Source organism: Aquirufa sp., from assembly GCF_044342065.1.
GTDB lineage: Bacteria > Bacteroidota > Bacteroidia > Cytophagales > Spirosomataceae > Aquirufa.
Window position 1 is genome coordinate 1 of record NZ_JBIIQN010000008.1, and the last position, 12,492, is coordinate 12,492.

The 12,492-nt window shown below is 40.8% G+C and carries 8 protein-coding genes and 1 riboswitch; of the genes, 3 read left to right on the forward strand and 5 right to left on the reverse strand.

The window, feature by feature from the left end; all coding sequences use genetic code 11:
- Positions 1 to 1,447 (reverse strand): elongation factor G (gene fusA, locus ACIQZ2_RS04575; RefSeq protein WP_395767663.1); only part of this gene is annotated, 1,447 nt, incomplete at its 3' end.
- A gap of 258 nt (positions 1,448 to 1,705) precedes the next feature.
- Between fusA and ACIQZ2_RS04580 the strand changes: the two genes are divergently transcribed.
- Positions 1,706 to 2,257, forward strand: a complete 552-nt coding sequence (locus ACIQZ2_RS04580) for a ComF family protein (protein WP_395767664.1) — start codon at positions 1,706 to 1,708, stop codon at positions 2,255 to 2,257.
- Between the two features lie 10 nt (positions 2,258 to 2,267).
- Here the strand turns inward: ACIQZ2_RS04580 and gldJ are convergent, their stop codons facing one another.
- A complete protein-coding gene (gene gldJ / locus ACIQZ2_RS04585; protein ID WP_395767756.1) occupies positions 2,268 to 3,482 on the reverse strand; it encodes a gliding motility lipoprotein GldJ in 1,215 nt (404 codons plus the stop codon).
- A 111-nt stretch (positions 3,483 to 3,593) separates the two neighbouring features.
- Complete coding sequence (gene mfd, locus ACIQZ2_RS04590; protein ID WP_395767665.1) at positions 3,594 to 6,923, reverse strand: transcription-repair coupling factor; 3,330 nt, start codon at positions 6,921 to 6,923, stop codon at positions 3,594 to 3,596.
- Between the two features lie 55 nt (positions 6,924 to 6,978).
- Positions 6,979 to 7,073, forward strand: a riboswitch (TPP riboswitch).
- Positions 7,074 to 7,167: 94 nt separating this feature from the next.
- Here mfd and ACIQZ2_RS04595 point away from each other — a divergent pair.
- On the forward strand, positions 7,168 to 9,537 hold the full coding sequence (locus tag ACIQZ2_RS04595) for a TonB-dependent receptor (RefSeq protein ID WP_395767666.1): 2,370 nt from the start codon (positions 7,168 to 7,170) through the stop codon (positions 9,535 to 9,537).
- Positions 9,538 to 9,584: 47 nt separating this feature from the next.
- On the opposite strand, the gene ACIQZ2_RS04600 is transcribed toward ACIQZ2_RS04595, so the two are convergent.
- Positions 9,585 to 10,322 carry a glycosyltransferase family 2 protein gene (locus tag ACIQZ2_RS04600; RefSeq protein WP_395767667.1) on the reverse strand — a complete coding sequence of 246 codons (738 nt, stop codon included), beginning with the start codon at positions 10,320 to 10,322 and terminating at the stop codon, positions 9,585 to 9,587.
- 57 nt (positions 10,323 to 10,379) lie between these two features.
- Here ACIQZ2_RS04600 and ACIQZ2_RS04605 point away from each other — a divergent pair, with 57 nt between their 5' ends.
- Positions 10,380 to 11,426: a TerC/Alx family metal homeostasis membrane protein gene (locus ACIQZ2_RS04605; RefSeq protein ID WP_395767668.1), complete on the forward strand. Its 1,047-nt coding sequence runs from the start codon at positions 10,380 to 10,382 to the stop codon at positions 11,424 to 11,426.
- A 67-nt stretch (positions 11,427 to 11,493) separates the two neighbouring features.
- Here the strand turns inward: ACIQZ2_RS04605 and ACIQZ2_RS04610 are convergent, their stop codons facing one another.
- Positions 11,494 to 12,381: an AraC family transcriptional regulator gene (locus ACIQZ2_RS04610; protein WP_395767669.1), complete on the reverse strand. Its 888-nt coding sequence runs from the start codon at positions 12,379 to 12,381 to the stop codon at positions 11,494 to 11,496.
- Positions 12,382 to 12,492: the final 111 nt, after the last annotated feature.

Sequence of the window (12,492 nt, forward strand, 5' to 3'; positions counted from 1 at the left end):
CTTGAGGAGCACCTTGGTTTACTTCTACTTTGAACTCACGACGCATACGGTCGATGATGATCTCTAAGTGAAGCTCACCCATACCCTTGATAATTGTTTGACCAGTCTCTTCGTTTGATTCAACTTGTAACGTTGGATCTTCTTCGATCAATTTCGTGATCGCTTTAGAGAAGTTATCTGCATCAGCCGTTTTCTTAGGCTCGATTGCATATCCGATAACGGGCTCTGGGAAGTCCATTGCTTCTAGGATGATCGGGTGTTTCTCATCAGAAAGGGTATCACCTGTTTTGATGTCTTTGAAACCTACTACCGCACCGATATCACCAGCACCTAAGCGCTCGATCGCGTTTTGCTTGTTTGCGTGCATTTGGAAGATACGCGAGATACGCTCCTTATTTCCTGAACGGTTGTTCAATACATAAGAACCTGAATCCAATCCACCTGAATACGCACGGATGAAACATAAACGGCCCACGTATGGATCCGTTGCAATTTTAAATGCCAAAGCCGCGAATGGCTCTGACTCACTTGGCTTACGCAAGATTTCAGCACCAGTATCTGGGTGAACTCCTTTAACACCTTCTTTGTCCATTGGAGATGGCAAGATTGCCATCACATAATCCAACATCGTTTGAACACCTTTGTTTTTGAAAGATGAACCACAAAGCATTGGAACGATTTTCATTGAGATCGTAGCGGCACGTAAAGCGGCTAAGATTTCATCTTCTGAGATAGATGCAGGATCTTCGAAGTATTTCTCCATCAAAGACTCATCAAACTCAGCTACTGCTTCTAATAATTTCTCGCGGTATTCAGTCGCCTCTTCCAACATATCATCTGGGATAGGGACCTCAGTGAATGTCATTCCTTTATCTGCCTCGTTCCATTTGATACCACGGAAGTTAACTAAGTCAACTACCCCTTCGAATCCTTCTTCAGCTCCGATAGGTAATTGCAAAGGCACCGCATAGCTGCCTAACATTTCTTTTACTTGCTTACATACGTTTAAGAAATCAGCACCTGAACGGTCCATTTTGTTAACGAAACCGATACGCGCTACGTTGTAGTTGTTCGCCAAACGCCAGTTTGTTTCTGATTGTGGCTCTACACCGTCTACGGCAGAGAACAAAAATACTAGACCATCCAATACACGTAATGAACGGTTTACCTCAACCGTAAAGTCAACGTGACCCGGAGTATCAATGATGTTGATGTGGTAATCTTGATCGCGGTATTTCCAACCTACTGTAGTTGCAGCTGAAGTGATCGTGATACCACGCTCTTGCTCTTGCTCCATCCAGTCCATTGTTGCCGCACCATCATGAACCTCACCGATTTTGTGTGAAACTCCTGCATAATACAGGATACGTTCCGTGGTGGTGGTTTTACCCGCATCAATGTGCGCAGCAATACCGATGTTTCTAGTAAATTTTAAATCGCGTGCCATTTTAAAAGGTTAATTATGAAATGATTTTTTTAATCCGTTTGCTAATTATCAAATACTTGGACAATGATTTGTCTAGGTACTCGTTTAGGGGTGCAAAATTACTGAAACTTAATTAAATACAAAAATATTTTAAAGATGTTTAATGCCTTTTTACAATTGCTTTATCCAAAGCTATGTTTCGCTTGCGAAGACCCCCTTTTTGAGTCAGAAGAATTTATATGTACGCATTGCCGAATCTCCTTAGCTCGAGTCGATTACATGCAAAATTCCCCCTGGTGGTTACGTGCTAAGTTTGATGGACTTTTCAACTATGGGGAGGTTCAAACCTTTTTTATCTTCGCCCCAGGTGGTCGTGTTCAGCACCTTATGCACGCTGTTAAGTATAAGGGGGCTGCAGACTTGGGGGATTTTTTGGGGAATTGGGCTGGACAAGCATTGAAAAAGTCCCATTTTTTTAACGAAGTCGACTGCATCATTCCTATCCCTTTACATGCTAAAAGGCTCAGCGAAAGAACCTATAATCAAGCTGAATGTATTGCCAATGGATTAGCTAAAGGGTTACAAATTCCCATTCTTCCGAACGGACTAGTGAAATTGAGTCAAACGAATTCATTGATTGGGCAGGATCGCTATCACCGCTTTGAACTTCTGAAAGATTCGTTTGAAATACTTGAAGAATTAGCGGGTAAGAATGTACTGTTGGTGGATGACACGCTTACCACTGGTGCCACATTGTTAGCGGCTGCAGAAAAAATAAAGGCTGCCGGTGCTAAGGAAGTTTCCTTTTTCACACTGGCAGCCTTGAAATAAGCTTAATTATCTATCGGTTTGTTCCCGCAGAAATCATCGCACAACGGAATCCAATGGTGGCCGTTGCCGAATCTTGATCTAAGAAACGACGTGAACCTGGAGCTAACCAATAAGCCACATCAGCCCATGATCCTCCTTTGTAAACACGTACTTTATTCGTAATCAACGATTGATTGTTTTTGCTATCATAACGAGACTCTTTATCTTCCTTATCTGTACGACGAACCGGGTTTAAATCGTTAAAGTCTTGGAATGATAAAGGACGATATAAATCTTGTACCCACTCATTTACGTTACCAGCCATTTGGTATAGACCAAAATCATTTGGCGCATATTTGTAGATCTCTGCCGTGATAATCGCTCCGTCATTTGACTTACCTGCAATACCCGCATAATCACCTCGTCCTCGTTTGAAGTTGGCCAACATCGTTCCACGCCCTTTTCCGGATGATTCACGTAAGGATGGACCGTCCCAAGGATAGATACGCTGGTTGACCTGATTTTCATCTTGTTGCTGCGTACCAATCATTGCTTTAGCTGCATATTCCCATTCAGCTTCGGTAGGAAGACGATAGGAAGGTAATACGCGGCCTGATTCAATGGTAAGACGTGCATTCGTATTTGCTCTTGGCGCTGTTGCAGATGCTACCGCGCCTGGTGCCGGTTTCTTAGTTAATTTCGATTTCGATACGGGTGCTGATGCTAAATTGTTGTTCACAGCTGCTGTTCGCCATACACAATAATCGGTCGCTTGTTTCCACGAAACTCCCACCACTGGGTACATACGGAATCCTGGGAAACGTAAATATTGTTCCACATAGGGGTCGTTGAATGCTAAATCATTACGCCATACCGTAGTATCGGGCAGTGCTGATTCGTAAAAATCTTGGGTTGAATCTTTTTGAACGGCATATAAATATTCCAAATAATGCACGTTGGCAATTTCTGTTTCATCCATATAAAAGGATTGAACCGATACCGTACGTTCGATATTATCATGTAATCCCAATACATCTTCTTCTAATGAACCCATGGTAAACCGTCCCCCCTCGATAAATACCAAGTTCGGGCCAGTTTGCTGTCCAGTGAATTTTTTATCTACCTGGAAACCATTTTTATTGTAAGCCAAACCGGTCGTTGTAGAAACGTTACCTATGTTGACACTGTTTGGCTTTGAGCCACTCGCAAGACCTCCTTTTAAGCCACCTGGGCATGAAGTCAGCATAAATAAGCTAGCACAAAGGCCTAGTACATTTAATAATTTAGCAATCATCTATATGCTCTTTCGTCAGAATTTTAAAAACAAAGGTATAAAAATCAATTAAATAGTGCTATCCTATCCTAAAATATCCACTAAAATAGTATTTAATTCTGGTATGGTACTTATTTTGTCAACCTGCAAGATCATTTTTCCCGACTTTTCACGAAGTTGGCAAAGGCCTTTTTTATGGTTGACAAATTGAATTACCTTCAGCACAATTTCTTGAGGAATCTCATGGGAAACGAAATATAGTTTTAAGATATTGTTCTTAAGCGTAATTTTTTCCACGCGCAATACTTGAGCTTTCCATCGGCAACGCACCAAATCAATCATATCTTGAACCTCCACGGGCATTTTGCCAAATCGATCTTCCATTTCGGTAACGAATGTTGCTAAACTTACCTCATCATCGATTTCATCCAAGCGTGTATACAAGCCCAAACGTTCAGAAATGCTCGTAACATATTCCTCAGGAATTAACACCCTTAAATCTGTTTCGATTTGACAATCAACTTTTAACGCCTCTGCGATTTCGGTTAAATCTGTTTCAAAGAGGGCCTTGAATTCATTTTCTTTCAATTCCTGAACAGCTTCATCCAATATTTTATGGTACATATCATAGCCCAAATCGTTAATGAAGCCTGATTGTTCCGCTCCCAATAAATTGCCGGCGCCGCGAATATCCAAATCCCGCATGGCGACCTTGATCCCATCGCCCAAATCCGAAAATTCTTCTAATGCACTTAGGCGCTTGCGCGCATCGCTCGTTAGCGCAGAAAGCGAGGGCGTAACTAAATAGCAATACGCTTTTTTATTCGATCGACCTACCCTACCACGCATTTGGTGTAAGTCAGATAAACCAAAATGATTCGCATTGATAATAAATATCGTATTGGCATTTGGAATATCTAAGCCAGATTCAATGATGTTGGTAGCCACTAAAACATCGTAATTGCCTTCAATAAAGTCCATCATAATTCGCTCGAGTTTATCGCCTTCCATTTGGCCATGGGCTACGCCAATTTTGGCATCGGGAACTAAACGTAAGATTCGATTCGCGGTACTTTCTAATTCATTGATCCGATTGTGTACAACAAAGACTTGTCCGCCTCTAGCCACCTCGTCTCGCACCCCGTCTCGCAATAACTCATCAGTTAAAACCACCAATTTTGTTTCAACGGGTTGACGATTAGGGGGTGGCGTCGCGATAATGGATAAGTCGCGCGCTCCCATTAAGGAGAAATGCAAGGTGCGCGGAATAGGTGTTGCTGTCAATGTTAACACATCTACATCGACACGCATTTCTTTCAAACGGTCTTTGACCTTAACCCCAAACTTCTGTTCCTCATCGATGATCATGAGCCCCAGATTTTTAAATTGAACATCCTTATTAACTAATCGATGTGTACCGATCAAAATATCTGTTTGCCCATTGGCAACCCGTTCTAAAGTCTCTTTGATTTGTTTTGTCGACTTAAATCGATTCACATATTCCACTTTGCAGGGGAATGCCGCTAATCGATCATGAAAAGTCCGATAGTGCTGCATGGCCAATACCGTGGTAGGTACTAAAACAGCAACTTGTTTTGAGTCGGCAACTGCTTTAAATGCAGCGCGAATGGCAATTTCTGTTTTCCCAAAACCCACATCACCACAAACCAAGCGATCCATTGGATGTGGTTTTTCCATATCGGTTTTCACGTCAGACGTTGCTTTAGCCTGATCTGGCGTATCTTCGTATAAAAAAGAAGACTCTAATTCAGCTTGCAAATAGGTATCTCTTGAAAAGGCAAAACCTGGTGCATTTTTACGTTTGGCATATAAAGAAATAAGCTCTTTAGCAATGTCCTTTACTTGCGACTTAACACGGGATTTCTTGTTATCCCATTCAGGAGTTCCCAATTTAGACATAGTAGGAGGGGTACCTTCTTTGCCTGCATATTTGGAAATTTTATGAAGTGAATGGATAGAAACCGACAACACATCGTCATCTCGATAAATTAAGCGGATCACCTCTTGCTCGCCATTTGAGGTTTCAATCAAATTTAATCCAGCAAATCGTCCTATCCCGTAATCTACGTGGGTAACGAAGTCTCCCACCTGAAGGTTTCTTAATTCCTTTAAGGTAAGGGCTTTACTTTTGGAGAACTTATTCTTCTCTTTGGAGCGATGAAAACGATCGAATAGCTGGTGGTCTGGATAAAACGCAATATTTGTTTGCTCGTCTATGAAGCCTTCTCGTAAGGAAATCTGTAAAGGTTTGAATTGGATACGCGTATTTATTTCATTGAAAATCACATCCAAACGCTCGAGTTGTCTGGGGGATTCTGAACAAATGATATTTTGAAAGCCTGTCGTTTGGTTGTCCAATAGTGTATTGGCGAGTCGTTCAAAATCTTTTTGAAAGACTCCCGGGTTTTTAGAAGGATAGAAAATTACTTGGCTATTTTTTAAATGCGTACGCTTTCCAAACTCAATGTTTGTAAATTGTTGCAAGGACTTTTTGATACTTTTATCTGTTTCCCAGCGCTCACCAGGTTTGTTTAATACATTGATATCCGAATTAGTACTGGCTAAATAGGCTGCTTCACCTTTCTCAAAATTAGTCTCTATTGCATCGATTAGCATGCTGTAATCTTTAAGCCAGATGCGCGTGTTTTCAGGTAAAAAGCTAAAGAATGATTCGCGTGTTTCTTGGACCAGCTTGGTTTGCACGTCTGGAATTAGGTGCATGGCTGAAACCGATTGAATGGATAGCTGGGTCTCTGGATGAAAAGTGCGGATACTTTCCACTTCATCTCCGAAGAAATCAAGTCGATAGGGGTATTCTGCGGCATAGGAAAATACATCTAGAATTCCGCCCCTTACGGAATATTGCCCAGCTTCATAAACGAAATCTGTGCGTTCAAAATCATATTCATTTAGCGTTTCTGCTACAAAATTTCGATCAATTTTATCTCCAACGCGGATGGATAGTGTATTTTTTACCAAGGACTTGCGGTTGATTACTTTTTCCGTCATAGCTTCCGGATAGCTGACAATAATCAAGGCTTGTCCACTGTAATTACTCAGAACATTGAGTACTTCGGCTCGCATCAATACATTCGCATTATCCACTTCTTCCCATTCATAAGGCTTTTTATGTGACATAGGGAATAGGATGACTGCCGATTCTCCCAACAGAGATTCTAAATCATTTAAGACGTATTGAGCTTCTTCTTTTGCCTCGCAAATAACAAGGAAAGGATTTTTTTCCTTGAGTAATGCTGCGATTAGAACCGTATCCAAGGCTCCACAAAGACCTTTTATGTAGTTGTTTTCAGAATTGGAACGATGAATTTGCTCAGAAATGTGTTGAACAATTCCGTCAGATTTGTAAATGGAAAGAAATTCTTTGACAATCATAAAATTCTGAACAGGCGAATGGCTTGCAAAGGTAGAAAAATTTATATCTTTGTGCATCCACAAAAAGGGGTGCCTTTAAAAAAGGCTGAGATTATACCCATTGAACCTGATGCAGGTAATGCTGCCGAAGGGATTTTGTCGAGTTTTTAGCGCTGAAAACTCAGAAAAAATCAAAAAATAAGGGTTATTGTTAAATCATACAGGATTTGACTCCTTTACCTGTTGTTAAACTTTTCAACAAATTATGAAAAAGCTAACGACGCTGTTTTTTTTATTACTTACGCATGCCATGTTAGGTCAAAAGATCGAAGGAAGGGTTTTCGATCAAGAAACAAATGCCCCTTTATGGGGAGCTTCTGTTTCCGTGAAAGGAAGTCAGAAAGGAAATGTGACCGATTCGAAGGGGCGATACCAGTTGGCCGTAACGCCTAACGCGACTATTTTAGTCAGCTTTGTAGGCTATGAGCCTGTGGAAGTTTCGGCGGAGAGGGCCACACAAATCGGCTTAAAAAAATCTAATTTCTTGCAGGATGAAGTGGTTGTTCGTGCCACTCGGGCTGATGAAAACTCCGCCATGGCCTATTCCAATGTTTCGGCTACGGAATTGGGCAAAAGTAACCTAGGTCAGGACATGCCTATGTTGCTTAATTTTACCCCATCGGTGGTAACTACCTCAGACGCGGGTGCTGGAATTGGCTATACCGGAATTCGAATCCGTGGCTCTGATGCGACGCGTGTGAATGTGACGGTCAACGGTATCCCGATTAATGACTCGGAATCGCAAGGGACTTTTTGGGTAAATATGCCCGATTTTGCTAGCTCAGTTAATTCGGTGCAAATTCAGCGAGGCGTAGGAACTTCCACAAATGGAGCAGGAGCTTTTGGGGGATCTGTCAACATGCAGACCAACACCTTTGAGCCTAATGCTTATGGGGAGGCGAATGCTTCCGGGGGATCCTTTGGAACCTTAAAGACAACCTTAAAATTCGGATCCGGATTGTTGAAAGGCAAATTTACCTTTGATGGGCGTTTGTCTCGCATTGTATCGGATGGATTTATCGATCGCGCCTCATCTAATTTGATATCTGCCTATTTTTCTGCAGGATATTTTGGAGCGAAGAGCTTCGCTCGTTTTAACTATTTTACGGGAAATGAGAAGACCTACCAGTCATGGTATGGAACTCCAGAAAGTAGAGTTAATGGCTCAGTAGATGAGATGAAAGCCTTTATTGACCGTAACTATTTATCTGAAGCTGACGCTAACAATTTATTGAACAGTGGCCGGAGGTATAACTACTACACCTATGATAATCAAACGGATAATTACGCGCAGGATCATTTTCAATTAATTTCGAATCACCGATTGAACGAGGCGTGGAATTTGGATTTGAACGCGCACTATACCTATGGACGTGGTTATTTTGAAGAATTCAGACCTAACGCGGATTTACAATCGTATGGGCTTGGAGCAAAACCCATCGTCGATGTGGTAAGGCGGAAATGGTTAGATAATGATTTTTATGGGTCGACATTTGCGTTGAATTATGCTGGTTCGCAAAAATTCAAGTTCACATTTGGTGGTGCTTGGAATCGATACATTGGTCGTCATTATGGCTTACTCGTTGCACCAGTTGCTTTTGCTGGTCATGAGTGGTATCGTAGTCGATCGCAAAAAACAGATTTGAATGTATATGCCAAAGCGAATTGGGCTTTGGCAACTGCTTGGAATGCCTACTTTGATGTCCAATTCCGCACCGTGGGTTATCGTATGCTAGGAACTGCCGATAAGTCTTTGACTTTGGATTCAGATAATACGTATTCATTTTTCAATCCGAAATTTGGTCTAACGCATCAAATTTCAGAAAAATCCAAAGTGTACGGTTCCGTTTCTGCGGGTAGCAAGGAGCCTAGTCGGCAAGATTTTGTCGACAATGCTACCGCAGCTCCTCGTCCAGAATACTTACAAGATTATGAGTTCGGGTATGAACGTGCTAGTACAAAATATGCCTTCCAACTGAATGGCTATTTTATGAATTACCAGGATCAATTGGTATTAACCGGAGCTGTTAATTCAACTGGGGATGCCATACGTCAGAATGTAGATGCCAGTTATCGTTTAGGTATCGAGGCCTCGTTAAATTACCAAATTTCTAAGCGCCTATCTTGGAATGGAAATGTTACCTTAAGCCAAAACCGTATCCGTCACTTTAAGGAGGTTATCATTGATTATGATACTTACGATCAAGGCATTATTCATCACACGAATACCGATATTGCCTTTTCGCCTTCAGTCATTTATGGAAGCACATTAACCTACACGGCAGGTGCGTTTGAAGGCAGTATTTTGCGCAAATATGTAGGTAAGCAATATTTGGATAACACATCGAATGACGCTCGTTCACTCGCAGCCTACAATACACATGATATTCGCTTGAAGTACACGATGAAGAAAGGCCCTGCTTTTACATTGTTGTTGAATAATGTATTGAATGAGATGTATTCTTCCAATGGGTACACCTATTCGTATCGATTTGGTGGAGTTACCACAACGGAGAATTTTTACTATCCGCAAGCAGGATTTAACTTCTTGTTAGGTGCGAGTATTCGATTCTAATCATTGTAAAAAGCCTCATTATCTTGCAAGATCTGAGGCTTTTTTTATTAGTTCATTAAATCCCATTTCCATCCCCATTTAGCGAGGCGGTAACGGATTGAATACCAAATTACACCTATTCCGTAAATGGAACTGCGTGTGAAGTTGATGGATGAAGCTTCTTCGAAATATTTTGTTGGGCAGGTAACTTCGCCTACTTCAAATCCCTTCCAGAATATTTGTAAAATCATTTGATTGTCGAAAACAAAGTCATCGTCACATTTAGTGAAGTTGACCGCTTGCAGAACCTCTTTAGAGAATGCTCGGTAGCCTGTATGGTATTCGGATAATTTTTGGTCGATTAAGATGTTTTGGAACAAGGTTAACAGCCGGTTGGCGATGTATTTATAGATCGGCATTCCCCCTTTTAAGGCCCCCTTACCTAAAATTCTTGAGGCGAAGACGACAGGATACAAACCGTTACCAATGATCGAAATCATCGCTTTTAATAGCATCGGGGTGTATTGGTAATCTGGGTGAAGCATAATTACAATATCGCCACCTAGTTCAAGCGCTTTGGTGTAGCAGGATTTTTGATTTCCGCCGTAGCCTTTATTTTTGTCGTGGCGGATGATGTGTTTGATACCAATTTGTTGGGCTACTTCCACGGTATTATCTGGGCTATAGTCATCAACAAGAATTACCTCATCAACCCAATCGTGTGGAATTTCATTATAAGTTTTTTCGAGTGTCAATGCTGCCTTATAAGCTGGCATAACGACGATTACCTTTTTGCCTTCGTACATGAGAAATTGGTCAAATTTTACGACCTTTGTGCCTTTAAAATGTAAAAATACTTATTTATGAGTGAAACTCTATTTTTTCTTGTCTTTTCAATAGCCGTTATCGCTGTAATGCTGGTGGATTTGGGCGTATTTAAAAAAGCAGGAGCGGAAGAGGTGAGTTTTCGAGAGGCCGGGTTTTGGAGCGGTGCATGGGTACTTTTAGCCATCATTTTTTATGTTTTTTTGGGTTATAATGGTGCTTTGGTTCATGGAATTAAAGATTTACCAAGTTTGCATGCTGTTCAGCAGACTTACGCTCCTCACATTGATCTAGGCAAAGGTTCGTTTTATGACCAATTAGAAATTTTTCAAGACAATTTATCCCTAGAGTTTTTAACGGGTTATTTGGTCGAGTATTCTTTGTCGGCTGACAATGTATTTGTCTTCATTTTGATTTTTAATTCGTTTGGTGTTCAGAAGCGGTATTACAAGAAGATATTGGTTTGGGGGATATTGGGCGCGATTATATTAAGATTAGTCTTTATTTTCTTAGGGGCAGCTTTACTTCAGAAGTTTGATTGGATAATTTACCTTTTTGGTGCTTTTTTGGTCTACACGGGGGTGAAGATATTACTTTCCAAAGAGCACGAGGAGTCGATTGATACGAATGAGCATCCAGTAGTTAAATTGTTGTCTAAATACTTTAATGTATATAAGCGGAATGTGATTGGACATTTTTTTGTGCGGTTAAAGAAGTCAGGAAAAATATTCATTACGCCAATTTTTGTGGTTGTTGTCGTCATTGCTTTTACCGATATTTTATTTGCAGTAGACTCGATTCCCGCGATTTTCTCAATTTCAAAGGATCCCTACATCGTATTTTTTAGCAATGTTTTTGCTGTCATGGGCTTGCGTTCCCTTTTCTTTTTCTTATCGAGTTTGATGGGTTTGTTCCGTTTCTTACCGATGGGCTTGGGAGTATTGCTCAGTTTTGTGGGCTTGAAGATGATAGGCCACCACTATTTGGAACTTTGGGGTTTTGGTACTTTAGCTTCCTTGGGTGTGATTGTAAGTATTTTAACGGTAAGTATTGGATTGAGCCTTTTGTTTCCAGCAAAAAAATAAGCACTTCTTTTTCTTTAACACAGCCTATTGGTATTTTCTCTGAAATCTGAAGACATTGGATTAAGTGTTAGTCCAGCTCCCATTCGCGAACTAATTTCCTGTATTGTAAAGGCGTCTCGTTCATGTAATGCTTAAACTGTTTGTTGAAATGTGAAATATTCCCAAATCCACTTTCAAAGCAGATTTCAGCCATGGATTTATTACTTGTACGGAGTAATTGACATGCGTGCTTAATACGGAATTCGGTGACAAGCGAAACAAAGGTTTTATTCGTTACCTTTTTGAAATACCGACAAAATGCAGTTTCCGTCATGTTAGCTAAATGTGCGACTTCATCCAAATGAACCTCTTGTGTATAGTTGGCGATAACATAGGCATAAATACGATTTATACGATCAAGGTCTGTTTTTGACAACTGATAATTGACCTCATTCGTGTCGATTGCCTGTGCATCTGCCCCTGCATTACTGATGGCTTGAAGTATATTTAGTAAGGAAATTAGGCGAGCAAATGGTGGTAAATCCTTTAAACCTAGCATTTCACGAGCTACACGATCTTGTGTAGGGCCTTGGATGGCAAATCCGCCACGTGCTTTATCCAATAGTTGTTTAATAGCTCGGCATTCTGGTTTATTGAAAAACTCAGGTCCAAGAAAATCAGCAGTGAAGTGTATTACCAATGCTTGAGCTTGTTGGGATTCTTCGGTTTCTTTTAGCCAGTCTTGGCGATTATTTTGCCAGCAGTGCGGCAGGTTTGCGCCGAGTAAAACTAAATCACCCGGGTTGAAATCAGTGATTTGGTTACCTACAAATCGTTTACCTTCCCCAGCGATGATTAGGGTTAATTCGAATGCTGAATGATAATGATAGGGCGCATCAAATCGATTTTGAATTACTTCCTTAATCTGAAAAGATGCGTTCTCTTGAGTATCCAAATGCTCTAAACTCGCTTTCATTTTGTTGGGCAATTTAGCTGTATGCTTTAATGATTAAGCCTTATATGGTAAAATTGCATTAATTTTTGCAAAAATAGATGCATTCTATCTCATCTATTTTTAAGAATTTTG